Annotated in this window: 30 protein-coding genes; 5 read left to right on the top strand and 25 right to left on the bottom strand. The window is 63.2% G+C overall.

The features are described 5' to 3' along the window. The first annotated feature begins 10 nt into the window (after positions 1–10). Together DBIPINDM_RS15660 and DBIPINDM_RS15655 are read left to right on the top strand one after the other, a co-directional pair. Positions 11–1,057 (top strand): NAD(P)-dependent alcohol dehydrogenase, encoded by a 1,047-nt coding sequence (locus tag DBIPINDM_RS15660; RefSeq protein WP_258588091.1) that lies wholly within the window; start codon positions 11–13, stop codon positions 1,055–1,057. 2 nt (positions 1,058–1,059) lie between these two features. Then, entirely contained in the window at positions 1,060–2,145 is a 1,086-nt protein-coding gene (locus tag DBIPINDM_RS15655; protein ID WP_258588090.1) for an ABC transporter ATP-binding protein, read from the top strand. Between the two features lie 7 nt (positions 2,146–2,152). On the opposite strand, the gene DBIPINDM_RS15650 is transcribed toward DBIPINDM_RS15655, so the two are convergent. The 9 genes from DBIPINDM_RS15650 to gcvA form a co-directional block, all read right to left on the bottom strand. Beyond that, positions 2,153–3,739 (bottom strand): FGGY-family carbohydrate kinase, encoded by a 1,587-nt coding sequence (locus DBIPINDM_RS15650; protein ID WP_258588089.1) that lies wholly within the window; start codon positions 3,737–3,739, stop codon positions 2,153–2,155. After that, a complete protein-coding gene (locus tag DBIPINDM_RS15645) occupies positions 3,736–4,419 on the bottom strand; it encodes an HAD family hydrolase (protein WP_258588088.1) in 684 nt (227 codons plus the stop codon). Before DBIPINDM_RS15645 ends, DBIPINDM_RS15650 begins: the two co-directional genes overlap by 4 nt. 15 nt (positions 4,420–4,434) lie before the next feature. Beyond that, on the bottom strand, positions 4,435–5,913 hold the full coding sequence (locus DBIPINDM_RS15640; protein ID WP_258588087.1) for a mannitol dehydrogenase family protein: 1,479 nt from the start codon (positions 5,911–5,913) through the stop codon (positions 4,435–4,437). A gap of 156 nt (positions 5,914–6,069) precedes the next feature. Continuing rightward, on the bottom strand, positions 6,070–6,840 hold the full coding sequence (locus DBIPINDM_RS15635; RefSeq protein ID WP_258589282.1) for an L-iditol 2-dehydrogenase: 771 nt from the start codon (positions 6,838–6,840) through the stop codon (positions 6,070–6,072). A gap of 2 nt (positions 6,841–6,842) precedes the next feature. Beyond that, positions 6,843–7,841 carry an ABC transporter ATP-binding protein gene (locus DBIPINDM_RS15630; RefSeq protein WP_258588086.1) on the bottom strand — a complete coding sequence of 333 codons (999 nt, stop codon included), beginning with the start codon at positions 7,839–7,841 and terminating at the stop codon, positions 6,843–6,845. A 50-nt stretch (positions 7,842–7,891) separates the two neighbouring features. Beyond that, positions 7,892–8,716, bottom strand: a complete 825-nt coding sequence (locus DBIPINDM_RS15625; RefSeq protein WP_258588085.1) for a carbohydrate ABC transporter permease — start codon at positions 8,714–8,716, stop codon at positions 7,892–7,894. A gap of 11 nt (positions 8,717–8,727) precedes the next feature. Continuing rightward, positions 8,728–9,600, bottom strand: a complete 873-nt coding sequence (locus DBIPINDM_RS15620) for a carbohydrate ABC transporter permease (protein ID WP_027047618.1) — start codon at positions 9,598–9,600, stop codon at positions 8,728–8,730. A 123-nt stretch (positions 9,601–9,723) separates the two neighbouring features. Continuing rightward, a complete protein-coding gene (locus tag DBIPINDM_RS15615; protein ID WP_258588084.1) occupies positions 9,724–11,034 on the bottom strand; it encodes an ABC transporter substrate-binding protein in 1,311 nt (436 codons plus the stop codon). 222 nt (positions 11,035–11,256) lie between these two features. After that, on the bottom strand, positions 11,257–12,162 hold the full coding sequence (gene gcvA / locus DBIPINDM_RS15610) for a transcriptional regulator GcvA (protein WP_258588083.1): 906 nt from the start codon (positions 12,160–12,162) through the stop codon (positions 11,257–11,259). 110 nt (positions 12,163–12,272) lie between these two features. Here gcvA and DBIPINDM_RS15605 point away from each other — a divergent pair, with 110 nt between their 5' ends. Next, complete coding sequence (locus tag DBIPINDM_RS15605) at positions 12,273–12,458, top strand: hypothetical protein (RefSeq protein ID WP_095203037.1); 186 nt, start codon at positions 12,273–12,275, stop codon at positions 12,456–12,458. Positions 12,459–12,515: 57 nt separating this feature from the next. On the opposite strand, the gene DBIPINDM_RS15600 is transcribed toward DBIPINDM_RS15605, so the two are convergent. Beyond that, on the bottom strand, positions 12,516–13,475 hold the full coding sequence (locus DBIPINDM_RS15600) for a sugar-binding transcriptional regulator (protein WP_258588082.1): 960 nt from the start codon (positions 13,473–13,475) through the stop codon (positions 12,516–12,518). 245 nt (positions 13,476–13,720) lie between these two features. On the opposite strand from DBIPINDM_RS15600, the gene DBIPINDM_RS15595 reads away from it, so the two are divergent. Then, positions 13,721–14,353 (top strand): HAD family hydrolase, encoded by a 633-nt coding sequence (locus DBIPINDM_RS15595; protein WP_258588081.1) that lies wholly within the window; start codon positions 13,721–13,723, stop codon positions 14,351–14,353. A 68-nt stretch (positions 14,354–14,421) separates the two neighbouring features. On the opposite strand, the gene DBIPINDM_RS15590 is transcribed toward DBIPINDM_RS15595, so the two are convergent. From DBIPINDM_RS15590 to ureC, 10 genes are all read right to left on the bottom strand, one after another. Next, the gene (locus DBIPINDM_RS15590) at positions 14,422–15,189 is read right to left on the bottom strand and encodes a class II aldolase and adducin N-terminal domain-containing protein (RefSeq protein ID WP_258588080.1); all 768 of its coding nucleotides are present in this window, start codon (positions 15,187–15,189) and stop codon (positions 14,422–14,424) included. Positions 15,190–15,315: 126 nt separating this feature from the next. After that, entirely contained in the window at positions 15,316–15,816 is a 501-nt protein-coding gene (locus DBIPINDM_RS15585) for a hypothetical protein (protein ID WP_258588079.1), read from the bottom strand. Between the two features lie 317 nt (positions 15,817–16,133). Next, complete coding sequence (gene ureG / locus DBIPINDM_RS15580) at positions 16,134–16,775, bottom strand: urease accessory protein UreG (RefSeq protein WP_258588078.1); 642 nt, start codon at positions 16,773–16,775, stop codon at positions 16,134–16,136. After that, on the bottom strand, positions 16,772–17,212 hold the full coding sequence (locus DBIPINDM_RS15575) for a DUF3995 domain-containing protein (RefSeq protein WP_258588077.1): 441 nt from the start codon (positions 17,210–17,212) through the stop codon (positions 16,772–16,774). Before DBIPINDM_RS15575 ends, ureG begins: the two co-directional genes overlap by 4 nt. Beyond that, positions 17,209–17,880, bottom strand: coding sequence for an urease accessory protein UreF (locus tag DBIPINDM_RS15570; protein WP_258588076.1), 672 nt, complete (start codon positions 17,878–17,880; stop codon positions 17,209–17,211). The genes DBIPINDM_RS15575 and DBIPINDM_RS15570 overlap by 4 nt, the downstream gene beginning before the upstream one ends. Beyond that, the gene (locus tag DBIPINDM_RS15565) at positions 17,873–18,475 is read right to left on the bottom strand and encodes an urease accessory protein UreE (RefSeq protein ID WP_258588075.1); all 603 of its coding nucleotides are present in this window, start codon (positions 18,473–18,475) and stop codon (positions 17,873–17,875) included. The genes DBIPINDM_RS15570 and DBIPINDM_RS15565 overlap by 8 nt, the downstream gene beginning before the upstream one ends. After that, the gene (locus DBIPINDM_RS15560; protein WP_258588074.1) at positions 18,472–19,077 is read right to left on the bottom strand and encodes a glutathione S-transferase family protein; all 606 of its coding nucleotides are present in this window, start codon (positions 19,075–19,077) and stop codon (positions 18,472–18,474) included. Before DBIPINDM_RS15560 ends, DBIPINDM_RS15565 begins: the two co-directional genes overlap by 4 nt. Before the next feature lie 42 nt (positions 19,078–19,119). Next, on the bottom strand, positions 19,120–19,713 hold the full coding sequence (locus tag DBIPINDM_RS15555; protein ID WP_258588073.1) for a hypothetical protein: 594 nt from the start codon (positions 19,711–19,713) through the stop codon (positions 19,120–19,122). Positions 19,714–19,783: 70 nt separating this feature from the next. Then, complete coding sequence (locus tag DBIPINDM_RS15550) at positions 19,784–20,272, bottom strand: DUF29 domain-containing protein (RefSeq protein ID WP_258588072.1); 489 nt, start codon at positions 20,270–20,272, stop codon at positions 19,784–19,786. Positions 20,273–20,471: 199 nt separating this feature from the next. Beyond that, positions 20,472–22,184, bottom strand: coding sequence for an urease subunit alpha (gene ureC / locus DBIPINDM_RS15545; RefSeq protein ID WP_416361759.1), 1,713 nt, complete (start codon positions 22,182–22,184; stop codon positions 20,472–20,474). 161 nt (positions 22,185–22,345) lie between these two features. Between ureC and DBIPINDM_RS15540 the strand changes: the two genes are divergently transcribed. Next, complete coding sequence (locus DBIPINDM_RS15540; RefSeq protein WP_258588071.1) at positions 22,346–22,735, top strand: hypothetical protein; 390 nt, start codon at positions 22,346–22,348, stop codon at positions 22,733–22,735. A 74-nt stretch (positions 22,736–22,809) separates the two neighbouring features. Here DBIPINDM_RS15540 and DBIPINDM_RS15535 read toward each other — a convergent pair whose 3' ends face one another. Genes DBIPINDM_RS15535 through DBIPINDM_RS15515 form a run of 5 tightly spaced genes read right to left on the bottom strand, consistent with a single transcriptional unit; the run spans position 22,810 to position 25,183 of the window. Then, positions 22,810–23,115 (bottom strand): urease subunit beta, encoded by a 306-nt coding sequence (locus DBIPINDM_RS15535; RefSeq protein WP_258588070.1) that lies wholly within the window; start codon positions 23,113–23,115, stop codon positions 22,810–22,812. Positions 23,116–23,121: 6 nt separating this feature from the next. Next, positions 23,122–23,709, bottom strand: coding sequence for a HupE/UreJ family protein (locus tag DBIPINDM_RS15530; RefSeq protein WP_258589280.1), 588 nt, complete (start codon positions 23,707–23,709; stop codon positions 23,122–23,124). A 34-nt stretch (positions 23,710–23,743) separates the two neighbouring features. Beyond that, complete coding sequence (locus DBIPINDM_RS15525; RefSeq protein WP_140744074.1) at positions 23,744–23,998, bottom strand: DUF1272 domain-containing protein; 255 nt, start codon at positions 23,996–23,998, stop codon at positions 23,744–23,746. Positions 23,999–24,009: 11 nt separating this feature from the next. Then, on the bottom strand, positions 24,010–24,312 hold the full coding sequence (locus DBIPINDM_RS15520; protein ID WP_023693076.1) for an urease subunit gamma: 303 nt from the start codon (positions 24,310–24,312) through the stop codon (positions 24,010–24,012). A 28-nt stretch (positions 24,313–24,340) separates the two neighbouring features. Then, positions 24,341–25,183, bottom strand: coding sequence for an urease accessory protein UreD (locus DBIPINDM_RS15515; RefSeq protein ID WP_258588069.1), 843 nt, complete (start codon positions 25,181–25,183; stop codon positions 24,341–24,343). Between the last annotated feature and the right edge of the window lie 197 nt (positions 25,184–25,380).

Raw genomic sequence — 25,380 nt, 5'->3', positions numbered from 1 at the left:
GGATTTCCCGATGCGGGCACTGGTGCTTGAGAAAAAAGGCGAACTGTCGCTGCGCGAGATCGCGTTGCCGCTCGATGTCGGGCCGGACGATGTCAAAATCGCCATCCACACGGTCGGCGTCTGCGGCAGCGATGTGCACTATTACACCCATGGCGCCATCGGCAGCTATGTCGTGCGGGCACCCATGGTGCTCGGCCACGAAGCTGCGGGAACAGTCGTCGAGACCGGCGCCAATGTCGAGACGTTCAAGGTCGGCGACCGCGTCTGCATGGAGCCGGGCGTGCCGAACCTGTCGTCGCGCGCGACAAAGCTCGGCATCTACAATGTTGACCCTGACGTCAGTTTCTGGGCGACGCCGCCGGTGCATGGCGTGCTCGCGCCCTACGCCGTGCATCCCGCCGCCTTCACCTACAAACTGCCGGACAATGTCTCCTTCGCCGAGGGCGCCATGGTCGAGCCCTTCGCCATCGGCATGCAGGCGGCAAGCCGCGCCCGCATCGTTCCGGGTGATGTCGCCGTCGTCGTCGGCTGCGGCCCGATCGGCATCATGATCGCGCTCGCCGCCCTTGCCGGCGGCTGTTCGAAAGTGCTGATCTCCGATTTTTCCGCGCCCAAGCTGGCGATCGCCGCACAATATGCCGGCATCGTGCCGGTCAATATCGGCGAGCAGTCGCTGGTCGATGCGGTTGCGGCAGCGACCGACAATTGGGGTGCCGATATCGTCTTCGAGGCCAGCGGCAGCCCGAAGGCCTTCGCCAACCTGTTCGATGTCGTGCGGCCGGGCGGTGCGGTGGTCCTTGTCGGCCTGCCGGTGGAGCCGGTGGCCCTCAACGTGCCGGCGGCGATCTCGAAGGAGGTGCGCATCGAGACCGTGTTCCGCTACGCCAACATCTTCGACCGCGCCTTGCAGCTCATCGCCTCCGGCAAGGTCGACCTCAAGCCGCTGATCACCGGCACCTATGCCTTCGCCGACAGCATCAAGGCATTCGAGCGGGCTGCCGCAGGCAATCCGGAAGACGTCAAGCTGCAGATCCTGCTCAGCGGCGAGAAAGGCTGATCATGTCCGCGATCGTTTGTTCCCATGTCGACAAGGCCTATGGCGCCACCTCTGTCATCCGTGACCTCAACCTCTCGATAGAGGAGCACGAATTCGTCGTGTTCCTCGGCCCGTCCGGCTGCGGCAAGTCGACCTTGCTGCGCATGCTGGCGGGGCTGGAGGATATCAGCGGGGGCGAGGTTTCGATCGGCGGCAAGGTGGTCAACGATCTCGAACCTGGCGACCGCGGCATCGCCATGGTGTTTCAGAACTACGCGCTCTATCCGCACATGACGATCTTCGACAACATCGCCTTCGGGCTGCGGCGCCAGAAGGTGCCGGCGGCCGAGATCCAGAAACGGGTCGACGCGGTGTCGAGGACGCTCGGGCTGGATCCCTATCTTGGCCGCAAGCCGGCGGAGCTTTCCGGTGGCCAGCAGCAGCGCGTGGCGATCGCGCGGGCGATGATCAAGACGCCAAAAGTGTTCCTGTTCGACGAGCCGCTTTCCAATCTCGACGCCAAGCTGCGCAACCATATGCGCGTCGAGATCGCGCGATTGCACCAGTCGCTGAAGACCACCACCGTCTACGTCACCCATGATCAGCTGGAGGCGATGACGCTCGCCGACCGCATCGTGCTGCTCAAGGACGGCGTCATCGAGCAGATAGGCTCGCCGGCGGAAATCTATCGGCGGCCCGGCAATATGTTCGTCGCCGGCTTCATCGGCACGCCGAACATGAACTTTGTCGAGGTCACGATCAGCCGGGCCGGCAATGGCTGGACACTAACTGGCGCCGGAACGGTGCTTTCGATGGGCGGCTCGGCCTTCCATCTCCAGCACGGCGACCGCGCCGTGCTGGGCATCCGGCCACCGGACCTGAAGACGGCCAATGCCGGGACCGCCGGCATATTGCAAGGCACGGCAGATCTCATCGAATTCCACGGCAATGATGCGCTGGTGACATTCGGCTGCGGCGGGAAGGAGGTCAGCGCGCTGGTTCCAGCACGCGAATGCCCGGTGCTGCATGCCCCCGTCCGCTACACATTCGAGGAGGAAAGCATCCATTTGTTCGACGCGACGTCGGGCGCGTCGCTGCGCAAGCAATAGCGCAACCTTACCGGATCGCGTCGAGTGCTTGGCGCTGGCGGTGCATTTCCAGGAAAATCCGGTAGTCGCGGTCGAAGCGGGCGCCGGCGGCCGGGTTGGCGGCGCGCCTCTTGCCGCCCTGCTGCATGGCAAGACAGGCGGCGTTGAGGTCGGGGAAGAGCCCGGCAGCGGTGGCCGCCACCATGCCGGTGCCGAGCAGCACCGCCTCGTCGGCCAACGGCTCGACCACCGTGCAGCCGGTGGCGTCGGCATAGAGCTCCATCAGCAGGGGATTCTTGGTGTGGCCGCCGGTGACATGCAGCGTGTCGATCAAATAGCCGTTCTCGTTCAGCGCTTCCAGCACATGGCGCACGCCGAGCGCGATGCCGACGGCGGTGCGCCAGTAGAGCTTGCACAGGCTGTCGAAGGAGGAATCCAGCGTCAGCCCGCTGACGACGCCGACAGCATGCGGGTCGGCAAGCGGCGAGCGGTTGCCGTGAAAGTCAGGCAGCACATGCAGGCGCGCGGCGAGGTTCTCGCCTTCGGTGGCGCGCAGTTCGGCGACACGCCTGGCGATCTTGGCATGCATCGCGGCGTCCGGCTCGCCGCCGGCGCCGTGCCAGCGGATGATGTGGTCGAGCAGGGCGCCGGTGGCCGACTGGCCGCCTTCCGACAGCCACAGCTTCGGCAGCGCCGCGCCGTAGTAAGGTCCCCAGACCCCGGCAAAAGGCTGCGGGTCGGGCGACATCGCCATGACGCAGCTCGACGTGCCGGCAATCAGCGCCAGATGGCGGCCGATATCCTGCTCGTCGCCGGCAAAGCCGCCGAGCACGCCCAGCGCGCCGGCATAGGCATCGATGACCCCGGCGCCGACGCGGCAGTTTTCCGTCAAGCCGAGCTCGGCCGCCGCTTGCGCCGTCAGCGGACCAATGTCGGCGCCGACTGGACTGGCGCGCTCCGGCAAATTGCCGTGCTCAAAAAGGTCATCAAGGCCGACAATTTCAAAGAAATCGCGCTGCCAGGCGTTGTCTTCATGCGCCAGATAGGTCCACTTCGCCGTCAGCGTGCATTGCGAACGGGCCAGCGAACCGGTCGCCTGCCAGGTCAGGAAGTCGGTCAGGTCGAATAGGTAGCCGGCTTCATTCCATGTCTGCGGCAGGTTGCGCTTCAGCCACATCAACTTCGGCGTCGCCATCTCCGGCGACATGACGCCGCCAATATAGTTGAGCACCTCGTGGCTGCTCGCCGTGCATTCGTCGGCTTCGGCAATGGCGCGATGGTCGAGCCAGACGATGGTGTCCCAGCGCTTGTCGCCGGTGGTCGAAACGCTGAGCTGTTCGCCTCGCCGGTCGCGCACCACCAGCGAACAGGTGGCATCGAAGGAGATGCCGACAATATCTTGCGCCGCAACGCCGGCTTTTTCGCGGGCGGCACGTACTGCGATGCAGACCGCCGACCAGATATCGCGCGAATCATGCTCCGCATGATCGGGCTTTGGCTGGTTCATGGCGATCGGCCGATCGGCACGGCCGAGCAAGCTACCACTGGCGTCGAGAATGCCCGCGCGAGCGCTCCCGGTGCCGACATCGACCGCGCAAACAAACTGTTTCGTCAAGATGCTCTAACTCTCGCTCCCAGGCCTGCAATCAGATCGGGCAATTGCAGCATGTCAGCGAATATAAAGTCCGGTTCGGTCGACGCAAGCCGCGCTTTCAGTGCGGGGTTGCCGGCATGCGCGCCGCCGGTGAAGGCAAAGACGCACATGCCTGCCGCGCGCGCCGCCGCGACGCCGGCCGGACTGTCCTCGATGACGAGGCATTTGCGCGGATGCGCCCGCATGCTGGCGGCGGCGTGGAGGAAAAGATCCGGCGCCGGCTTTCCCTTGGCGACCATGGCGGCGCTGAACAGATGCGGCTCCATCAGCCCGAGCAGGCCGGTGACGTCGAGCGCATAACGGATGCGTTCCAGCGTGCCGGAGGAGGCGACGCAGAACGGCAGGCCGAGTTTCGGCAACATCTCCTTGATGCCGGGAATGGGCTTCAACTCCTCACGGAACTTGCGCATCAGGTCGACACGCATGGCGGTCAGATGCTGATCGGTGATTTCCAGGCCGAAGTCGCGGCCAAGGATCTCGCGCACGCTCTTCATGCTCTTGCCGAGGAAATGCTCGTAGGCGGCGTCCTCACTGACGCTGCCGCCGGCAAGTTCGATCATGCCAAGCAGCGCCGAGACGGAGAGCGCCTCGCTGTCGACCAGCACGCCATCGCAGTCGAAGATGACCAGTTCAGGCGTCATGATGGCTGATAGCTCTCAGAGCTTGCCGGCGATGTAGCGTGTCAGCGTGGCGCGCGCGCCATTGGCCCACAACACGTTGAGCGCATGGCCGAAGGCTTCGACAAAGGCCTTGGCACGGCCGACATCGCCATAGATGTCCTCCATCGCCAGCCACGCGGCAGGCGCGTCCTTTGCTGCCTTTGCCGTTGCCTGCAGCCGGTCCCAGCTCGGGTCGTTGGGTTCGATGACGGCGCCGCTGTCCGTGGTACCGAAGCAGTATCGGCACCAAAGCGCCGATTCCAGCGCCAGGCCGGCAACGCCTTTGCCGGCCTTCAGACGGTCGGCGATGGTCGGGATGATGAATTTCGGCTGGCGGTTGGAGCCATCGAGGCAGAGCCGACGGATGGTGTCACCGATCTTGGGATTGGAGAAGCGCTTCTCGATGAGCTGATAATAATCCTCCAGCACCGTGTCCGGCACCGGCGGCACGGTCGGAATGATCTCGTCATGCTCGAGCTTGTCGAGAAAGCCGCGCACCAGCGGCTCCTGCATCGCTTCATGGACGAAATGGATGTCCATCAGCCCGGCCGGATAGGCAATGGTGGCGTGGCCGCCATTGAGGATGCGGATCTTCATCAACTCGTAGGGCGCGACGTCCTTGACGAACTGCACGCCGACATTCTCCAGCGGCGGACGGCCATCGGTGAAATGGTCTTCCAGCACCCATTGCCGGAACGGCTCGCAGAACACCGGCCAATTGTCCTCGACGCCAAAGTCCTTGGCCAGGATGCCGCGTTCGCGATCCGTGGTGGCAGGCGTAATGCGATCCACCATGCCGTTGGGGAAGGCGACGTGGTCGCTGACCCAGTTCGCCAGATCCTCGTCGATCAACCGGGCGAGGCCGATGACACCATCCGATGTGACATGGCCATTGTGAGGGATGTTGTCGCAGGACATCACGGTGAACGGCACGATGCCCTCGTCGCGCCGGCGCACCAGCCCGGCCAGGATGAGGCCGAAGACCGTTTTCGGCGTGGCGCCCGGTCGGGCGTCGGCGACAATGTCGGGATGGGCGGGGTTGAAGACGCCTGACGCCGGGTCGATGAAATAGCCACCCTCTGTGATGGTCAGCGAGACGATCTTGATCGCCGGATCGGCAAGCCGTTCGATGATGCCGGCCGCATCGCCCGGCATCAGGAAGTCGATCATCGCGCCGGTGACACGGGCGCTCATATGGCCGTCATCCTGCTCGACCACCGTAGTCAGCCAGTCCTGCTCTTCCAGCTTGCCGCGCCCGATCTTCTCGCCGGCGAATACGCCGGCACCGACCAGCGCCCAGTCATGGCCGACACCTGAATTGAACAGATCGTCGAGATAGACGGCCTGATGCGACCGATGGAAATTGCCGACGCCGAAATGCACGATGCCGGCCTTCAGCTTGGCACGGTCATATTTCGGACCCGCGACCTTGGCGGGGAGGTTCGCGAGATTGGCGGAAGAGAGTTTCACGGTCATCTGTTTACCCTTTGGCCGGGCTTCGGCCTCGTTACTCCGCCTCTCCCCGTCCTGGTGGGAGAGGGTAAGGGACGGCACATGCCTTATGAGGCCGATGCGGCCTCTGATGTTGGCCTCTGCTCCTCGCGGAGGGACGAGAAGCAGAGGCCGCCCCCCTCAACTCATCCACTGGCCGCCATCGACATTGTAGGTCTGGGCGACGATGTATTCGGCGTCGCTGCTGGCGAGGAAAACCGCCATGCCGGCAAGGTCCTGGGCCGTGCCCATCCGACCGTAAGGCACCGCCTCGCCGACCAGTTTCTTCTTCTCGCCCTTTGGCCGGTTCTCGTATTTGGCGAACAGCGAATCGACGTGATCCCAATGCTCGCCGTCGACGACGCCGGGCGCGATGGCGTTGACGTTGATGCGGTGCTTGATCAGGTCGAGCCCCGCCGACTGGGTCAGCGAGATGACGGCGGCCTTGGTGGCACAGTACACGCCGACCAGCGCTTCGCCGCGCCGCCCTGCCTGGCTTGCCATGTTGATGATCCTGCCGCCCTTGCCCCGCGCGATCATCGAGCCGGCGGCCGCCTGCAGCATGAACAGCGTGCCGGCGACATTGACGGAGAACAGTTTTTCGTAGCTCGCACGAGATATCTCGACTATCGGCGCCAGGTCGAACAAGGCGGCGTTGTTGATCAGTACGTCGAGGCCGCCGGCCTTGCTCTCCACCGCCTTCACCGCGGCATCGATGGATGCCTGGTCGGTGACATCGAGTTTGACGGCATAGGCGTTGGCGCCGATCTCGGCGGCCGTCTTTTGCGCGGCCTCAAGATTGATGTCGGCAATCGCAACCGTCGCGCCTTCGACGACATAGGCTTCGGCGAAAGCCCTGCCGATGCCACGGGCCGAACCCGTGATCAGCGCCGATTTGCCGGCCAGGCGCATGCTCACATTGCCTTTCCGTCGGCACCGAAGCGATGCAGCTTGGCCTTGTCGGGTGTGAGGTAGATGGTGTCGCCGTGATGGACGGCGAGCTCGCCGTCGGCGCGTACCGTCAGCGGCCCAACGCCGTCAGCTTGAACGTGCAAGAACGTGTCGGAGCCCAGATGTTCGGCAACGCCGACGATGGCCTTCCATTCGCCCGCCGTGGTCGAGATTTCCATATGCTCGGGGCGGATGCCGACGGTCTTGGCGCCATATTTGGCGGCCGGCGCGCCCTCGATCAGGTTCATCTTCGGCGAGCCGATGAAGCCGGCGACGAACAGGTTGCGGGGCGTCTTGTAGAGCTCCATCGGCGAGCCGACCTGCTCGATATTGCCGGCATTCAGCACCACGATCTTGTCGGCCATGGTCATGGCTTCGACCTGGTCGTGGGTGACGTAGATCATGGTGGTCTTGAGCTGGTGGTGCAGCTCGCTGATCTCCAGCCGCATGGTGCCGCGCAGTGCGGCGTCGAGGTTGGACAGCGGCTCGTCGAACAGGAAGGCCGAGGGTTGGCGCACGATGGCGCGGCCGATGGCGACGCGCTGGCGCTGGCCGCCGGAGAGCTGGCCGGGCCGGCGTTCGAGATAGTTGGTGAGGTTGAGGACGCGCGCGGCATCCTTCACCTTCTTGTCGATGGTCGCCTGATCCTCGCCCGCCATCTTCAGCGGGAAGGCGATGTTCTTGGCCACCGTCATATGCGGATAGAGCGCGTAGGACTGGAACACCATGGCGAGCTTGCGCTTGGCCGGCGCCTCGCCGGTGACGTCACGGCCGTCGATGTTGATGGTGCCGCCGCTGGTGTCCTCCAGCCCGGCGATCAACCGCAGCAGGGTGGACTTGCCGCAACCCGACGGGCCGACGAAGACGACGAACTCGCCATTCTCGATCACCAGGTCGAGGCCGGGGATGATAGACGTCGCCCCGAAGGACTTGGAGACGTTCTTGAGCGTGATGTTTCCCATGGTTTCCTCCCCGAGGGGTTATTGTCCGTCGTCCGTTGTGTGCGGCGGTATTATTTCACGGCGCCAAATGTCAGGCCGCGCACCAGCTGCTTCTGGCTGAACCAGCCCATGATTAGGATCGGCGCGATCGCCAGCGTCGAGGCTGCCGAAAGCTTGGCCCAGAACAGGCCTTGCGGGCTGGAGAACGAACTGATGAAGGCGGTCAGCGGCGCTGCTTCCGTGGTGGTCAGGCGGATCGTCCAGAACGCTTCGTTCCAGGCCAGGATGATGTTCAAGAGCATGGTCGAGGCAATGCCGGGCACCGCCATCGGCGTCAGCACATAGATGATCTCGTTCGATAGCGAGGCGCCGTCCATGCGCGCCGCTTCCAGGATCTCGCCGGGGATCTCGCGGAAGTAAGTGTAGAGCATCCACACCACGATCGGCAGGTTGATCAGCATCAGCATGACCATCAGGCCGATGCGGCTGTCGAGCAGGCCGGTGTCGCGGAAGATCAGGTAGATCGGGAACAGCACCGCGACCGCCGGCATCATCTTGGTGGACAGCATCCACATCAGAATGTCCTTGGTCCGCTTGGTCGGCGAGAATGCCATCGACCATGCCGCCGGTATGGCGACAAGCAGGGCCAGGATGGTCGAACCGACCGAGAGCAGCACCGAATTGAAGAAGAACTTGAAATAGCCGCTCTGCGCCTGAACCTCGGTATAACTCTCGAATGTTCCCGACGGGATCAGGGCAAAGCCCTGGATCGCCTCCTGTTCCGACTTGAACGAGGTGATGATCGTGTAGAGGATCGGGAAGAAGATCAGCAGCGCGACGATCCAGGCCGCAGCCGTCGCGATCGTCTTGTGCTGGGTGGTGACTGCACGGGCCATCTTGTCCTCCCTTACTTGTCGAGGTTCTTGCCGACCGCGCGCATGGCGAAGAAGGCGACGATGTTGGCGAGAATGACGGCGATCACGCCGCCCGCGGATGCCTGGCCGATTTTGAACTCCAGCAACGCCTTCTGGTAGACGAGGAAGGGCAGGTTGGTGGAGGCGTAGCCGGGGCCGCCATTGGTGGTGACCAGGATCTCGGCATAGACCGAGAGCAGGAAGATCGTCTGGATCAGGATGACGACGGTGATGGCGCGCGACATGTGCGGCAGCGTCAGATAGATGAAGCGGCTGATGAAGCCGGCGCCGTCCATTTCGGCGGCTTCCTTCTGTTCGCCGTCGAGCGATTGCAGCGCGGTCAAAAGGATCAGTGTCGCGAAAGGCAGCCACTGCCAGGCGACGATGATGATGATCGCCGTCATCGGATGCTGCCCGAACCAGTCGATCGGTTGCGCCCCGAAGAAGCGCGCTATGTCGGCGAACACCCCGTATTGCGGATGCATGATCATGTTCTTCCAGACCAATGCGGCCACCGGCGGCATGACGAAGAACGGCGAGATGACGAGGATGCGCACGATCCCTTGTCCCCACATCGGCTGGTCGATCAAAAGCGCCAGCAGGATGCCACCGATCACCGTGATCAACAGCACGCTGATCACCAGGATCAGGGTGTTGAGGATCGATTGCAGGAAGGCCGGGTTGGAATAGAACAGCGCGTAGTTGGAGAAGCCGACAAACCCGTCGCGGATCGGGTTGAGCGGATTGTACTGCTGGAACGAGAACCAGATGGTGATGACCAGCGGCACGATCATCCAGACGAACAACAGCACAACGGATGGCGCCATCATGAAACGGGCAAGCGAACGGGTCTGCTGAGTAGCCATGACGGTCACCCTTCAATGGTCAGACTGAATTTTCAGAGGCAGTAAAGGCGGCCGCCCGAACTGGGAGATCGGGCGGCCGTTGCCGGTCAAGGAGGCGACCGGCATTCGGCACCGGGAGGAGCCTTACTTGATATACCCGCCTTCGGTCATTGCCGCGGTGGCAGCGTCCTGGGCCTGCTTCAGTGCATCGTCGACGCTCGACTGGCCGGCAAGAGCCGCCGAGAAGAGCTGGCCGACGGTGGTACCAAGGCCCTGGAACTCAGGGATGGCGACGAACTGCACGCCGACATAGGGCACCGGCTTGACGGTCGGATGTGTCGGGTCGGCGGCGTTGATGGAGTCCAGCGTCATCTTGGCGAACGGAGCCGCCTTCTGGTACTCGGCATTGGCGTAGAGCGAGGTGCGCGTGCCGGGAGGGGCGCTGGCCCAGCCTAGCTTGGATGCGACGAGCTCGGAGTAATGCTTGCTGGTTGCCCAGGAGACAAACTTCTCGGCCGCGTCGGTCTTCTGCGTACCGGCCGGAACGGCCAGCGACCATGCCCACAGCCAGTTGCCGCGCTTGCCGAGACCGTTGTCAGGCGCCAGCGCATAGGCAACCTTGTCGGCGACCTTCGAGCTCTTCGGGTCGGAGACCATGGATGCGGCGACCGTGGCATCGATCCACATGCCGCACTTGCCCTGCTGGAACAGCGCCAGGTTTTCGTTGAAGCCGTTGGAGGACGCGCCCTCGGGGCCGTCGGCCTTCATCAGGTCGACATAGAATTGCAGCGTCTTCTTCCATTCAGGCTGATCGAACTGCGGCTTCCAGTTCTCATCGAACCAGCGTGCGCCGAAGGAGTTCGACATGGCGGTGAGGAAGGCCATGTTCTCGCCCCAGCCGGCCTTGCCGCGCAGGCACACGCCGTTCACGCCATTGGCGCGGTCGGTCATCTTGTCGGCAGCCTGCTTGATGAAGTCCCAGGTCGGCGCGTCGGGCATCTTCAGCCCGGCCTTGTCCATCAAATCCTTGCGGTACATGACGAACGAGCTCTCGCCGTAGAAGGGCGCGGCATAGAGCTTGCCGTCGACCGAAAGACCGCCGGCAATGGCCGGCAGAATGTCCTTGGCGTCGTAGTCGTCGCCGAGCTTGTCGAGCGGCAGCAGCCAGCTCTGCTTGGCCCAGATCGGAACTTCATAGGTGCCGATGGTCATCACGTCATACTGGCCGCCCTTGGTGGCGATGTCGGTGGTGACACGCTCGCGCAGCACGTTCTCTTCGAGCGTGACCCAGTTGAGCGTGATGTCGGGGTTCGCCTTGGTGAAGTCGTCCGTCAGCGTCTGCATGCGGACCATATCTGCATTGTTGACGGTGGCGATTGTGATGGATTCGGCATGTGCGGCAAAAGCGAGAGCGCTGGCCGACAACAAGCCCAGGGTGAGCGTGCGCAGTTTCATCAAATTCCTCCCATGAACCAAGATGAGCATTTGCCTTGGCTTTGAGCAATTACTCACTTGATGTGAATTATGTCAAGCCGGATTCGATGCTGCAGCGCAGCACTCGGCCTTCGCGGCGCACGACAGACGCATGGAAATCTGGGGCGGCAAGCCGCGCCCGTGCCGGATATCAGACGACGGGACAGGAAGGCGTGGAGGCCTGAAGCGGGTGCGCTGCGCCTGTCAGCAGGCGATCTCGGCCAGCAGCCAGTCGCGGAAAGCGCGGATCTTCGGCACGTTGCGGCGCGCCTCGGGATAGACCAACCAATAGGCATGGCCATCGTCGCCGACAAGGTCGAAGGGTTGGATCAGGCGACCTTCGGCGAGTTCGGCCTTGAACAGCGCCCTGGTCAGGATCGCCACGCCGTGGCCTGATATAGCCGCATTGGCCTCGTAGGCCTGCGCGCCCATGCTGCTGCCGGGCCGCGTGGCGAGGTCGTGCGCATGCACGCCTGCCGTCTCGAACCATTGCGTCCACCAGACGTCGCCCGGATCGAGGATCGGCAGCCGCAACAGGTCGGCCGGCTCCTTGACGCCGCCGATGCTCGCCGCGAGCTTCGGGCTCAGCATCGGCGTGAAATCGGCATCGAGCAGCTTGTGGGCTTCCAGCCCCGGCCATTTGCCGCCGCCAGAGCGGATGGCGAGATCGATATCCTCGCGGGCGAAATCCGTCAGCCGGCTCGACGTTTCGAGCCGAACGGCAAGCGCGGGATGAGCCATTTGGAACGAGCCCAGATGATGCGCCAGCCAGTTCGAGGCAAAGGTCAGCACCGTGGTGACGCACAACAGCCCGTCCGCGCCGCCGCGCGCCGCGGCATAGGCCTGGCCAAGAATGGCAAAGGCCTCGCTGACAGCCGGCGCCAGCCGTTGGCCGGCTTCGGTCAGCTCGATCTGCCGCGGCCGGCGCAGGAACAGGGGTGAACCGACGCGCTCTTCCAGCACCTTGATCTGATAGCTGACGGCAGCCTGTGTCATGCCGAGTTCCACGGCGGCCTTGGTGAAGGAAAGATGCCGCGCCACCGCTTCGAACACCCGGATCGCCTGCAGCGGCGGGAGTTGCGAAAGCTGTGGTGAGCTCAGATCCGGCATAAGGCCTCCTTATGGGTCCTTATCGACGTTCGATTGGCAAAGCTGGCCGGCAAGACCGACATTCAGTGTCAACCCGTCTCTCGGGTTCAGGATAGCGAAGGTTCACGATCATGACCATGGCGCAGCAAAAATGCACTCCCGCTCCGGATCACCGCTGGATTTCGTGGCTTACGGATGGATTCGGCTGGTTCGCGATCAGAAAAAGGGCGCATCTCGACATCAGGGACCTGTCGCCGCATCTGCAGCGTGACGTCGGTTTCCTTGATGGCAACGACCCCTTTGGCAGGCACAGATAGAATTGTGGGCTTTATCGCAAAGCAGCGGCCGCAGCGGCGAGCGGCCGCGATTTCGGATCAGATGCTGGCCAGCAGGGCGGTCGCCGTCCGCTCATCGGTGATGAGCCCATTGACCAGCCGGCGATTCACGGCCGCCAGGATTCCCGGCAGCTTGCGCTCGCCCATGGCCAGCGCAATGACCAGTGACTTCTCTCGCGACGGCAGCGATGCCGACGACACCCGGTCATTGGTGATGCCTTCGATCATGCGGCCTTCCCTGTCGAACACCCAGCCGACGATCTCGGCGATGCCGCCTGCCTTCTGCAGCGCCTTCAACTCGCTTTCGGAAATGAAACCATCCTCATAGAGCGGCGCCTTCGGACCGAGATCGCCGATGCCGATGAAGGTGACGTCGGCTTCCGCCGCAAGCGCCAGCGTCGGCTGGATCATCGGCTGGTTGAGCAGCATCTCGCGCTCCTGCGGCGAGGAGGCGATGACCGGCAGTGGCATCGGGAAGGAGCGCGCCTTGACCCGGTCGGCCATGGTGAAGATGACGTTGTAGAAGGCGGCCGAACCATCAGGCGAAATGTTGCCGGTCAAGGACACTACCTTGTGCTGCGGGCATTCCATCGGCGGCAATTGTTCGATCGCCGCTTTCAGCGTGCGCCCGGTGCCAATGCCCATGACGATCGGCGTCGGCGAGCGCAGCCGCCGCTCGATCTCGGCTGCCGCCGCCTCGGCGATACCGATGGTGGTGGAGGATGAATTCGGATCGCTCGGCACCACCTCGACCAGATCGAGCGCGAAGCGCGATCTCAGCCGGGCCGCGAGGTCAAGGCAGTTGGCGATCGGATGGTCGACACGGACCTTGATCAGGCCTTCCGATACCGCCAGCGACACCAGCCGCTGCGCCGTCTGCCGCGAGATGCCGAGCGTGGTGGCGATCTGGTCCTGTGTGTTGCCGGCAACATAATAGAGCCAGCCGGCGCGCGCCGCGTCGTCCAGCCTGTTGCTGCCGCCATCCTGCCGGGTATTCACGTCCTGCCTCCCAGGGCCGCCGGTCATCAAGGCGGTCCGCTCCTAGTTTCGCAGGGAACGGCGGTCTGCGCAATTGTCAATCTCGAGGGCAATTGTTTGCATCTGCGCGACTGGGATTTTCCTGCGGGCAATCTCTGATCGCACAGAACAGGGCGGCTTTGGTTCCGGTCGCAGCCACCTTCTGCGATCCCGACGGTTTATCTCCCGGCGCAAACCCTTTAAGGGGATCGCAAAAGGAGCGCTGCATGACACCGAAGGCGGTTTTCTGGGACATGGACGGCACGCTGGTCGACAGCGAGCCGCTGCACGAGGCGGCCCTGGTGGCGGCGATGCGCAATGTCGGTCTCAAGCCGCCTGCCGACCTGCATGAGCGCGTGCTCGGCGTCGCCGCCTGGCCGGTCTATGAAATGATGCGCGACGAGTTCGGCCTGGACCTTCCCTTCGACGATTGGATCATGCGCAAATACGAGCACTATCTGCCGCTGGTCGAGGGCTTGAAGCCGCGCCTGGGCGCAATCGAGGTCTTCAATGAATTACGAGCGCTTGGCGTGCAGCAGGCGGTGGTCTCCAATTCGGACCGGATGATCGTCGACGCCAATCTGCGCATGGTCGGCCTCATTTATCCCGGCATGAAGACGATCAGCCGCAACGACGTGCGCGAAGGCAAGCCGCACGCCGAACCCTTCCTGCGCGCCGCCTATCTGGCCGGTGTCGATCCCGCACACGCCGTGGCGGTCGACGACAGCTGGCCGGGCGCCATGGCGGGGCTGGCGGCGGGCATGAAGACGATCTTCTGGCCGGAAAAGCCGATGGAAGGACCGCCCGGCGCCATCGTCATCAACAGCGCCGAGGAACTGCGCCGAGAAGTCGGGCTTTAAGCAATTCCAGGAAAGGTGTGAAACGGTTTTCCGTCCGGAATTGCGACGAACTAATAAGTTCCAACCCTTCAGTTCCGGTAAACCGGTTCCTGCTCGTCGAGGATCGCCTTCAACTCGGCGAGATGACGCTCGGCCTGGCCGGGATAATCATCCATCTCGCTTGCCGCTTTCTCGGCGATCGCGTCGGACAGCGTGCGCAGCGGGCGGCCGGTCCACAGCGCCTTGATGTAGGTCTCGGCTGCGCGCTCGAAATAGAACATGCGGTTGAAGGCATCGGCGACAGTGTCACCGATCACCAGCACGCCGTGATTGCCCATCACCATCACCTTGACCTTGGGATCGACGAGAAGCTGCGAGCAGCGCTCGCCCTCTTCCTCGAAGGCCAGCCCGCCATAATGGGCGTCGACGACATGGCGGTTGAAGAACATCGCCGAATTCTGGTCGATCGGCGGCAATGTCGAGTCGGCGAGCGAGGCCAGCACGGTGGCATGGATCGAATGGACATGCATGACACAGCGCGCATGCGGCACATTGCGATGGATGGCGCCGTGCAGGCCCCAGGCCGTCGGGTCCGGCGCATTGGGGCCGGATAGCGTGTTCGGATCGTTGGCGTCGATGAGCAAAAGGTCGCTCGCCCTGATGCGCGAGAAATGCACCTGGTTGGGGTTCATCAGGAACTGCGTGCCGTCCTCGTTGACCGCCAGCGAGAAATGGTTGGCCACCGCCTCATGCATGTTGAGCCGCGCCGTCCAGCGAAAAGCACAGGCGAGATCGACGCGCTCCTCGTAGAAGGGCAGATTGGTCAGCGGCTCTTTCTGCAGGCGGGCAATGCTCATCTCGAAATCTCCAATTTTGGCAAGAATGCCGCGACCAACTCCTGCCCGCAACCGGTTTCGATTGGTGCAGGCTGTCCGTCTCCACATCCGAATTTGACGGCTTCAATGACCTATCGGCTTTCCACGTCACTGATAGGCGCGCAGGAGCTTCGTATATTGGGGAGGGACTTGCCGGAGGGTGCGGTCGTAGGCATCTGGGCTAAGTAACACCCCGAACCTGCTCCTCAGCAATAGGTGGTCCATGACCGTGGGGTTCTTCCGAACTACCGCGATTGCCGGAAACGCGGTCGTGGCGCGATAGAGAATGTGATCAATGTCAGCCCAACGTGCATCTTGCCAACCTAGCACGCTCTTTGCGCGTATCCCGTCCATTCTGATTTGGACTTGATCGACATTAAGCCTGATCCGGGCAAGCCCAATTCCAACAAGCCCGCAGAAAAGGGCCAAAGCTGCGTGAAAAGCAAATCGGGCCATCGGCGGCATTAGCGCCACAAGATGCGCTGGCCAAGAATGAACGTTCCAGTCAGGATCAAGCGAGGCGATGGCCATCCAAATACAGCAAAGCGCCAGTGCTATCATCACCAGCGCACCCTTCATAAAGGGGTCGGATCTGAACCAGTTCGCCATCCATTCTCGTCCACGCATTACCGATAGGAGATACGTCAGAAACGCGAATATTCCGTTGTTCAGACGCTGAATAATTTATCGACTGTAAATAAGAGATGCGTCGTCGCCGCCTGCTTTTACACGCTGACCTTCCCGTTCGAGGCTGAAAGTTACGCCCGTTCCTATGCGGATGGCCAGGCATTCCGGCTTGGCGTCGAGGTAGCCGAACGCAAGAAGTGCGCGTGAAGGCTCGACCATTAGCCTAACACGCGATCGCGGTATCAACCTCCAAGACAGGCAACGATCCGTGCGAACAAAGCACCCGGGCGTCTTCATATTCAGGCCGCCGTGCTGGTGGCCGTGCCGGCCCGCAGCCCACCATGCTCGACGATGAAGTCGATGACCTCCTGCAGCCCCTTGCCGCGCGACAGATCGGTGAAGCCGAACGGCCGCTTGCCGCGCATGCGGGCGGCATCGCTCTCCATGACGTCGAGGTTGACGTTCACATAGGGCGCCAGATCGCTCTTGTTGATGATCAGGAAATCGGAGCGGGTGATCGCCGGCCCGCCCTTCCTCGGGATTTCTTCGCCCTGGCAGACCGAGATGACATAGAGCGTCAGATCCGCAAGGTCCGGCGAGAAGGTGGCGGCAAGATTGTCGCCGCCGGATTCGATGAAGATGATGTCGAGATCGGGAAATTTCCGGTTGAGTTCGGCGATCGCCTGCAAATTGATCGAAGCGTCCTCGCGAATGGCGGTATGCGGGCAGCCGCCGGTCTCGACGCCGACGATGCGCTCCTCGGGCAGCGCCTGCAGCCGGGCCAGCATCATGGCGTCTTCCCTGGTGTAGATGTCGTTGGTGACGACGGCGATGGAGAACTCGTCGCGCAGCGCCTTGCAGAGCTTCTCGGTGAGCGTCGTCTTGCCGGAGCCGACGGGACCGCCAATGCCGATGCGAAGAGGACCGTTAGCTTGGGTCATGTCGGGAACTCCATGATGGCAAGGATGGCGAAGCCGAGCCCGATCAGCAGGCAGAGCGGCGAATAATAGCTGGTATCGAGCCGGGCGAAAGGCTGCTCGGGCGCCAGCCGCCGCCACCACGGCGTGAAGCCGGCAATGCCGCGCCCCAGGAACACCAGCCCGATGAGCAGCGCGGTGGCGGCAAGGCCTTCCCTGGGGAAGGGCGAGGCAAAGAAGCCGATGAGCGCCAGCGGCCAGAGCGTCGCCAGGCCGAGACAGGCGGCAACGGCGAAACTGGCGAACGGCGTCGGCATTTCGTCAACGCCGCGAAAGCCGACGACGGCGCGGGCGCAAGAGGCTGCATCTCGGCCCGGCCAGATGCCGCCAATGCCCCAATAGACATGCAGCGCGGTGATCAGCAGCAGGACCAAGGAGAGAACAAAGGCGAGGACGCTCATGAGCGGAACAGCCGCGAATACTGGGTTTCGTGCTTCATCGCCATGACGTCGGAGACGAAGGCGCAGCCGCCGAGATCGTCCAATGTCGAACGGGCCGCGCGGGCGGCAGTCGAGAGCGCCAACGGCTCGAAGCCGGCCAGAAGTGTGGTGGCCTCGCTTTGCCCGACGACACTGAGCCTGATCGCCGCCTGGACGAGATTGGAGAAGAAGGCTTGCAGGAAGGCGGACAGCGCGTCCTGCAGCGCAATGCTATTGCCGCCGGCGACAGCGCCGACGACGACGCAATAGGCGCAATCCGACGGCAAGCGCTCCAGCACAGGATTGGGCCAGGCGGCGGCGGCCTTCAGGAAGGCCGCACCTTGCAGCATGGTCTCGGTGTGGCGCTCGCGTGAGCCGGCGAGCGCCTCGGCCAGGGCGGCCACTTCGTCGAGATCGCCAGCGTTGCGGGCGCGGCGCCAGCTCTCGGCAAACAGCACGGCATCGTTCCAGCCCGAGCCCATTTCGATCAGCGTTTCCAGCCAGTTGGCCAGGCTCCCGGCATCGGCCACCAGCCCGTCATGCACCGCGCGCTCAAGACCATGGCTATAGGCAAAACCGCCGACCGGAAAGGCCGGCGACAGCCACGCCATCAGCCGCAGCACAGCGATGTTCGAGGGCTGGTCAGTCATGATCGTGGTGGTGGCCAGCATGACCGTGCGAATGGGAATGCGATTCGCTGTGCGAGTGGGAGTGTGCCTCACCATGGCTATGCGCATGCGCCTCGGCATGGCTGTGATCATGACCATGTCCGCCGCCATGGCCGGAATAGGCGCCGCGCACCGGCTTGAACGGTTCGAAAACCTCGCGCACCGTGGCGCCGAGCCCTTCAAGCATCGCCTTGATGACATGGTCGCGCAGGATGACGATGCGATCCGCTTCGATGCCCGCGGCGAGATGACGGTTGCCGATATGCCAGGCAAGTTCGGTCAGATGCACGCCGTCGCGGGCGCGGATGTCATAGACCTCTTCCGGCGCGGCAAGGATCTCGATATGGCGGCCATCCTCCAGCACCAGCCGGTCGCCATCGTTCAAGGCAACCGGTTCGGGCAGGTCGACCAGCACCTTGCTCCCGTCGGCAAGTTCGATGGCGCGGCGGCGCAGATGCCGCTCGTCATGAGGCAGGATCGCACGACCGGATGGTGCCTCGGTCCCGGCATCGCCGGCGAGCAATACGGAGACGGCGCGGGGGAATTTGGTGAAGTCGGTGTTCAGGTTGAGCTTCATTTCATGGAACCTCCGTTGGCCTGCGCCCGTGCGCGGGCGGGCCGCGAAAGCACGCGGTCGAGATAGGCGTTGACGCGGTCGGACTCGATCGGAAATTTTCCGGCACGGGCCCAGCCGCCCATGTCGCCCAGCAGCACGTCGACGGCGGAAAACCGCTCGCCGAGCGCAAACGTTTTGTCGCCAAGCCGGCGGTCCAGCGCCTTGGTCTCCGAGGCGAAATCGTAGGCCGCCGCGGGGCCGACATCGACCCGCACTCCCTTCGGCAGCAGGAAGCGGTGGCGCAGCTTGTTCCACAGCGGTGCCTCGAACTCGCTCTGGGCAAAATGCATCCAGGAATCCATCTCGGCACGGCCGGCGACACCCGGATCGGCGCCCATCCCCTTGTCGGCGTGCTTATCGGCCAGGTAGACGCAGATCGCCGCCGAATCCGTCACCGTCAGCTCGCCGTCGATGAGGATTGGCACCTTGCCCGACGGGTTGAGCGCATAGGCCTCCGGCGAGCGCAGATGAACCTCGACGAATTCATAGGGCTGCCCGAGTTCCTCGAGCATCCAGAGAACGCGGCTGACCCGGGATCCCCGCGATCCGATGGCTTTGTACATGCGAAACCTACTTTCCCGGGAAGCCTAGCCGATCCGCAGCCGTCATACGATCGTGTCGAAGAGCCGCAGGATGAACGATATCTGGTAGATCAGCGCCGCCGCGACGAAGGCAATGTGGAAGCGGCGGTCGCGCACCGCGATCGCGGCAATGCAGAGCGCGACGAAGACCGGCGTGCGGAACAGATATTCGTTGCCGAAGCGGGCGAAATGCTCCGGCCCTTTCAGCAGCGTATCGACCACATCGAGCAGATAGGTGGCGGCCAGCAGGCCGAAGAACCAGGCGCGGCGTGAATAGAAGAAATCCTCATAGCTGGTGTAGTCCAGCATCGAATCGGGAAACAGCAGCGCACAGAGCAGGAACAGCGTGATCGCGTAGAAGATGATGAACAGGTATTTGCCGAAGGTCCATGTCTCGATGGCGTAAAGCCCGAACTCCCACCACCAGAAATGCACCAGCATCAGCAGCACCGAGGCGACCCAGGCCAGGTGGACGGGATAGAGGCGGTACTGGCCGGGATGCTGGACGATGCGCGCCACCCCCGACAGCAGGCGGGCGACGCCAAGCCCGATCACCATGCCCATGACGATGCGGATATGTGGGAAGATGTCGTGGGGGGAGGCTATTTCGCTGGCCATGCCTGATCACAATGCGCTTTTCATGCCCGCATATTGCGGTGCTTCGGTACTCTGGCGGGTCAGCTTCCCGCTAATCTCGAACAGTTTGGTTCGGCATCGATGGCTCGCCTGGGAGAAAATCCTGATTGAGAATGTCGGCGATTGGATATGGACAATCGATCGGAAAATGCTTTTCAAGCAAGCCTGTTTCGTCAATCGCCTTGAGCCGTGCGAACGCGAATTCGTCGGCAATCTGAGTTTGCGGATAGGTCTTCAAACTAGGGCTTTCGTCGACCAGCTTCCTGATTCGATGCCGCTGCTCTCGGATTGTAAGCAGCCAGCCCGCCTTGCGCTGCTCTTCCTGGAACTGCCACTTCAGCAAATGCAAAAGCAGCGTGCCAAGCCTGTTCGCGATTTCTCTCTTGTCGCTCCGCCCCAAGCTCTCGATCTCCTCGGCAAGATTCTCGCGGTCGAGGTCGGACAGACGACCTTCGCGCAACAGCGCGCCCTGCTCGGCGCACCACTGAGCATAATCGACCTCGAAGGGCGTCAATTGCTGTTTTCGAAAAATCTTGTTCATGCAGCTTATATTGCTCCAAAGGCCCCGGATTTCCAAGTTGGATGCAAACGACGTGGTCGATCAGGCGATCCAGCGGAACAGTGTCGGTGCCGAAGTTGACAAGCCGCGTACGGTTTTGCGCCAACAGTTGACGAAATGCACGCATTTTTCGGTCGGAGGCATTTGACCGAATTCATGAATCTTAACCTGGGAAGCGGCCTTAAAACAGAAAATACCGCTGCGCCATCGGCAGCACCGTCGCCGGCTCGCAGGTCAGCAACTCGCCATCGGCGCGCACCTCATAGGTCTCGGGATCGACCTCGACATGCGGCGTGGCGTCGTTGAGCACCATCGAATGCTTGCCGATGCCGCCACGGGTGTTTTCGACGGCGACGAATTGCTTGTCGACGCCGAGCCGGCCATGCAGGCCGGACTCGAGTGCTGCCTTTGAAACAAAGGTCACCGACGAGTTGGTCCTGGCCTTGCCGTAGGCGCCGAACATCGGCCGGTAATGCATTGGCTGCGGGGTCGGGATCGAGGCGTTGGGGTCGCCCATCGGAGCGGCGGCAATCATGCCGCCGACCAGCACCATGTCCGGTTTCACACCGAAGAAGGCCGGGTTCCACAGCACCAGGTCAGCGCGTTTGCCGACGGCGATCGAGCCGATGTCTTTCGATAGCCCATGCGCGATGGCCGGGTTGATGGTGTATTTGGCGATGTAGCGGCGGACGCGGAAATTGTCGTTGTTGCCGGTTTCCTGCGGCAGCGAGCCGCGCTGGCGCTTCATCTTGTCGGCGGTCTGCCAGGTGCGGATCGCCACTTCACCGACACGGCCCATGGCCTGGCTGTCCGACGAGATGATCGAGAAGGCGCCGATGTCGTGCAAGATATCCTCCGCCGCGATCGTCTCCTTGCGGATGCGGCTCTCGGCAAAGGCGATGTCCTCGGGGATCGACGGCGACAGATGGTGGCAGACCATCAGCATGTCGAGATGCTCGGCCAGCGTGTTGACGGTGTAGGGCCTTGTCGGATTGGTCGACGACGGGATGACGTTGGGCAGGCCGCAGATCTTGATAATGTCGGGCGCATGGCCGCCGCCCGCACCCTCGGTGTGGAAGGCGTGGATGGTACGGCCCTTGATCGCCGCCACCGTGTTTTCGACGAAGCCGGATTCATTCAGCGTGTCGGTGTGGATCATCACCTGCACGTCGTAGTCGTCGGCGACCGACAGGCAGCAGTCGATGGCAGCCGGCGTCGTGCCCCAATCCTCATGCAGCTTCAGCGAGCAGGCGCCGCCCAGCACCATTTCCTCGAGTGCCGCCGGCAGCGACGCATTGCCCTTGCCCGACAGGCCGATGTTCATCGGAAAGGCATCGAAGGACTGGATCATCCGGGCCATATGCCAGGGCCCCGGCGTGCAGGTTGTGGCCAGCGTGCCATGCGCCGGGCCAGTGCCGCCGCCGAGCATGGTGGTGATGCCGCTCATCAGCGCTTCCTCGATCTGCTGCGGGCAGATGAAGTGGATATGCGCGTCGAAACCGCCTGATGTCAGGATCTTGCCCTCGCCGGCGATGATTTCGGTACCGGGACCGATGATGATGGTGACACCGTCTTGCGTGTCTGGATTGCCGGCCTTGCCGATTGCCGCGATGCGGCCGTCCTTGAGGCCGATATCGGCCTTGAAGATGCCTGCGGATGCGTCGATCACCAGGGCGTTGGTGATGACGGTGTCGACCGCGCCCTGGGCACGGGACACCTGGCTCTGGCCCATGCCGTCGCGGATGACCTTGCCGCCGCCGAATTTCACTTCTTCACCGTGAATGGTGAGGTCCTTTTCAACCTCGATGAAGAGTTCGGTGTCTGCCAGCCTGACCTTGTCGCCGACGGTCGGGCCGTACATCTGGGCGTAGGTGGCGCGGGTGATTCTGGCCATCAGCGATTGCTCCCGAAATGCGATGTGGTTGGGCTGCACATTGCCGCCATCCAATGGTCACGCAATGACCCGCTGGGCGACACCTTCTGATCCGATTTGGCGGTTGAGGTTACGGGGTCACCCCAAAACGACCATTTGCCAAATCGACGGAAGGAAAATCCATGCGCAAAACGATAATTCTTGCAGCCGCTGCCAGCCTGATGCTGGCCGGTGCCGCCAGTGCCCAGCAGCAACCCGCCCAACAGCCCGCTCCGGCCACGCCTGCCCCCAAGGCGACGACGCCCGCCCCCGGCGGTCAGCAGGCCGCGCCGGCGATCCAGAGTGTCAACATCGTCGACATCACCGAACTGCCGAAGGATACCCAGACGCAGGTCAATCAGGTGATCGCCCAGCGTGGCAACGCCGGCCTGCAGAAACTGCGCAGCTCGATCGACGCCACCCCCAAGGTGAAGTCCGCGCTCGAGGCCAAGGGAATGACCTCGGCGCAGGTGGTCGCTGCCAGCATGCAGCCCAATGGCGCGCTGACCCTGATCACCAAAAAGGCCAGCTGATAAGCCAGCGCGGCGGGCCGGTATCCGGTCCGTCCGCCGCATCGTGCGTCCGCGAGCGCTCGACGCCACCGGTATCACAGCTTGCCCATCACCTTCTGCTGGAACCCATAGACCTCGCGCTTGCCGCCGAGCGGCACCAGCGTGACGTCGCGTTCCTGGCCCGGCTCGAAGCGCATGGCGGTGCCGGCGGCGATGTCGAGGCGCATGCCGCGCGCCCGTTCCCGGTCGAATTTCAGCCCCTCATTGGTTTCGAAGAAATGGTAGTGGCTGCCGACCTGGATCGGCCGGTCGCCGCTGTTGGCGACTTTCAGGGTGATGGTCGGTAAGCCCTTGTTGAGCTCGATGTCGCCTTGGACGGGAATGATTTCGCCTGGGATCATCTGAGATCACACAACGCCGAAGGCGAGGCCGACACCGATCGCCGCGCAGGCCGCACCCGCGGCGCGGGCCAGACCACGGAACCTCATGCCAAGGCCAAGCCCGGCGGCGATGCCGGTGGCATGAAGCAGCGCGGTGGCGACGGTAAAGCCGGCCATGTATTCAAGGCCGCCGGCATTTTCCGGCACTTCGGTGCCATGGGCGTGACCGTGGAACAGCGCGAACAGGCCGATAATGGCGACACCGGCCGCGACGGGCAGATCGATGGCCAGCGCCACCAGCAGGCCAAGCGCCACGACGGAGGCCAGTATGCCAGGCTCGACGAAGGGCACCGGCACATGCGCCATGCCAAGGGCCGCGCCACCCAGCATGACACCGACAAAGGCGGCCGGCCACGCCCAGATCGCCCTGCCGCCCTTGAGCGCAGCCCACAACCCGACGGTGACCATCACGGTCATATGATCAAGGCCGGACAGAGGATGCATGAAGCCGGCCGTGAAGGACGACGTCATACCGATGCCGACATGGGCGTAGGCGGGCATGGCCGCGGCCAGAAACAGGATCGCCGAGAGGGACAGTCGTTTGGCAGGGATCATTTCCATTTGCCTTCCATTTCCAGTGTCACGGTATTCACGCGGCTTTGCGCGGGCCGCAGCCCTCGGCCTTGAGGACGCGCTTGGTCGAAGCCGGATATTTCTTCAGCATCGCGGCGGGACGGATCGGCCGGGCGGAAAAATTGCCGCCGCAATTGGGGCAGACGCCGTCCAGCACATGTTCCACACAATCGGCGCAAAAAGTGCACTCGAAGGTGCAGATCAGCGCATCCGCCGCCTCGGGCGGCAGGTCCTTGTCGCAGCATTCGCAGTTTGGGCGCAGCTCGAGCATCCTCGGCCTCCTCACCGGATGGGTTCGTGCACGGTCACCAGCTTGGTGCCGTCGGGGAAGGTCGCTTCCACCTGCACGTCATGGATCATTTCGGCGATGCCCTCCATCACCTGCGCGCGGGTGACGACATGGGCGCCGGCTTCCATCAGTTCGGCCACCGGGCGGCCGTCGCGGGCACCTTCGACGACGAAATCGGTGATCAGCGCGATCGCTTCCGGATGGTTGAGCTTGACGCCGCGCTCCAGCCGCTTGCGTGCCACGATCGCCGCCATGGCGATCAGCAGCTTGTCTTTTTCCCTCGGCGTCAGGTTCATGCGGTTTCCAAAGATGAGGCAGACAGAATCACAGTGACCATAATTTGGGCAGCCCCGCCTTTCCGTTGAGCAATCCGACGAGCGGAACCAGCCGCTGGCGCAGTTGGTAGCCGTCCTCGGCGTAAAGCCTCGCAAGAAGCTTGCCAGATGCCCTCACGCTCCAGGCGCTGGCGCCGCCCTGGTCGCCGATGATCTCCCGGACCGGGTCGAGCAGAGCCTCGGCCTGCGCCGACACCAGCAGCAGCGTGGCCACCGCGATCGCGCCGCCGGCGGCCCCCGGACGGGCGAGTGCAGCGGCGATATCAGGCCCGATGCGGAAATCCTCGGCATGGATGAGGAAGCCATCCTGGCGAACACGCCAGCGGTCACGAAAGATACCTTGCGCGGCGCGTTCGCCCATGGCCAGGCGACCGAAGACGGTGGCCTCCAGCACCAGCGCCTCGGCCCCTGCGGCAAGCTCGACATCCAATGTGCGGGCAAAGGCCGCCCGGTCGAAGACGATGGTTTCCTGCGGCAGCCAGGCGATACGGCCGTTTTCGCCGACGCTCAGCTTGACCCGCACTTCGGCCTGGTCGGATGCGGCGCGATAGACCTTCTCGCAGGCCTGCGTCGTTATCGACGCCGAGGCTTCTGTGCCGACATCCACATCCCAGCCGATGCGGTCGCCGCCGGTCAATCCACCGGCGGTGTTGATCAGCACCGCCTCCAGCGGATCGGCCGAAACGGCCGGCAGCCTTATCTTGGCGGAGCCGTCCTGATAGAGGCGCCGCAGCCGCGTGCGGCCGTTCGCGCTGGCGCAGCCCAGCTGCGCCAGACCCGCGGCGCGCTGGGCCAAGGGAGCCGAAAACTTGGTATATTCGATCGTATCCACGCCGTCAGGTTAAGCACTGCGGCGGTTTTGTCGATATATAGCTTGTTGCTTGATGGCGTTTCCGTTTCTATAGAGGGAGCCACCTCGATACGGTCAGGCGATGCTTGGCGGGGGTAGAAGGCGACGATCGCGGCCTGATATCGAGGATAAGAAGGCGCTGTTCAGTTGGCGTCGGGAAACGACAAAGTGGGGAAGAG

The organism is Mesorhizobium sp. AR02, assembly GCF_024746835.1.
Classification (GTDB): domain Bacteria; phylum Pseudomonadota; class Alphaproteobacteria; order Rhizobiales; family Rhizobiaceae; genus Mesorhizobium.
The sequence above is the reverse complement of the archived record's forward strand: the minus strand, read 5'-3'. Positions and strand labels throughout refer to the sequence as shown.

Coding starts and splice junctions, on each gene's coding strand:
- DBIPINDM_RS15660 (WP_258588091.1), top strand. CDS start 11: ATGCGGGCACTGGTGCTTGAGAAAAAAGGCGAACTGTCGCTGCGCGAG.
- DBIPINDM_RS15655 (WP_258588090.1), top strand. CDS start 1,060: ATGTCCGCGATCGTTTGTTCCCATGTCGACAAGGCCTATGGCGCCACC.
- DBIPINDM_RS15645 (WP_258588088.1), bottom strand. CDS start 4,419: ATGACGCCTGAACTGGTCATCTTCGACTGCGATGGCGTGCTGGTCGAC.
- DBIPINDM_RS15640 (WP_258588087.1), bottom strand. CDS start 5,913: ATGACCGTGAAACTCTCTTCCGCCAATCTCGCGAACCTCCCCGCCAAG.
- DBIPINDM_RS15635 (WP_258589282.1), bottom strand. CDS start 6,840: ATGCGCCTGGCCGGCAAATCGGCGCTGATCACGGGTTCGGCCCGTGGC.
- DBIPINDM_RS15630 (WP_258588086.1), bottom strand. CDS start 7,841: ATGGGAAACATCACGCTCAAGAACGTCTCCAAGTCCTTCGGGGCGACG.
- DBIPINDM_RS15625 (WP_258588085.1), bottom strand. CDS start 8,716: ATGGCCCGTGCAGTCACCACCCAGCACAAGACGATCGCGACGGCTGCG.
- DBIPINDM_RS15620 (WP_027047618.1), bottom strand. CDS start 9,600: ATGGCTACTCAGCAGACCCGTTCGCTTGCCCGTTTCATGATGGCGCCA.
- DBIPINDM_RS15615 (WP_258588084.1), bottom strand. CDS start 11,034: ATGAAACTGCGCACGCTCACCCTGGGCTTGTTGTCGGCCAGCGCTCTC.
- gcvA (WP_258588083.1), bottom strand. CDS start 12,162: ATGCCGGATCTGAGCTCACCACAGCTTTCGCAACTCCCGCCGCTGCAG.
- DBIPINDM_RS15605 (WP_095203037.1), top strand. CDS start 12,273: ATGACCATGGCGCAGCAAAAATGCACTCCCGCTCCGGATCACCGCTGG.
- DBIPINDM_RS15595 (WP_258588081.1), top strand. CDS start 13,721: ATGACACCGAAGGCGGTTTTCTGGGACATGGACGGCACGCTGGTCGAC.
- DBIPINDM_RS15590 (WP_258588080.1), bottom strand. CDS start 15,189: ATGAGCATTGCCCGCCTGCAGAAAGAGCCGCTGACCAATCTGCCCTTC.
- DBIPINDM_RS15585 (WP_258588079.1), bottom strand. CDS start 15,816: ATGGCGAACTGGTTCAGATCCGACCCCTTTATGAAGGGTGCGCTGGTG.
- ureG (WP_258588078.1), bottom strand. CDS start 16,775: ATGACCCAAGCTAACGGTCCTCTTCGCATCGGCATTGGCGGTCCCGTC.
- DBIPINDM_RS15575 (WP_258588077.1), bottom strand. CDS start 17,212: ATGAGCGTCCTCGCCTTTGTTCTCTCCTTGGTCCTGCTGCTGATCACC.
- DBIPINDM_RS15570 (WP_258588076.1), bottom strand. CDS start 17,880: ATGACTGACCAGCCCTCGAACATCGCTGTGCTGCGGCTGATGGCGTGG.
- DBIPINDM_RS15565 (WP_258588075.1), bottom strand. CDS start 18,475: ATGAAGCTCAACCTGAACACCGACTTCACCAAATTCCCCCGCGCCGTC.
- DBIPINDM_RS15560 (WP_258588074.1), bottom strand. CDS start 19,077: ATGTACAAAGCCATCGGATCGCGGGGATCCCGGGTCAGCCGCGTTCTC.
- DBIPINDM_RS15555 (WP_258588073.1), bottom strand. CDS start 19,713: ATGGCCAGCGAAATAGCCTCCCCCCACGACATCTTCCCACATATCCGC.
- DBIPINDM_RS15550 (WP_258588072.1), bottom strand. CDS start 20,272: ATGAACAAGATTTTTCGAAAACAGCAATTGACGCCCTTCGAGGTCGAT.
- ureC (WP_416361759.1), bottom strand. CDS start 22,184: ATGGCCAGAATCACCCGCGCCACCTACGCCCAGATGTACGGCCCGACC.
- DBIPINDM_RS15540 (WP_258588071.1), top strand. CDS start 22,346: ATGCGCAAAACGATAATTCTTGCAGCCGCTGCCAGCCTGATGCTGGCC.
- DBIPINDM_RS15535 (WP_258588070.1), bottom strand. CDS start 23,115: ATGATCCCAGGCGAAATCATTCCCGTCCAAGGCGACATCGAGCTCAAC.
- DBIPINDM_RS15530 (WP_258589280.1), bottom strand. CDS start 23,709: ATGATCCCTGCCAAACGACTGTCCCTCTCGGCGATCCTGTTTCTGGCC.
- DBIPINDM_RS15525 (WP_140744074.1), bottom strand. CDS start 23,998: ATGCTCGAGCTGCGCCCAAACTGCGAATGCTGCGACAAGGACCTGCCG.
- DBIPINDM_RS15520 (WP_023693076.1), bottom strand. CDS start 24,312: ATGAACCTGACGCCGAGGGAAAAAGACAAGCTGCTGATCGCCATGGCG.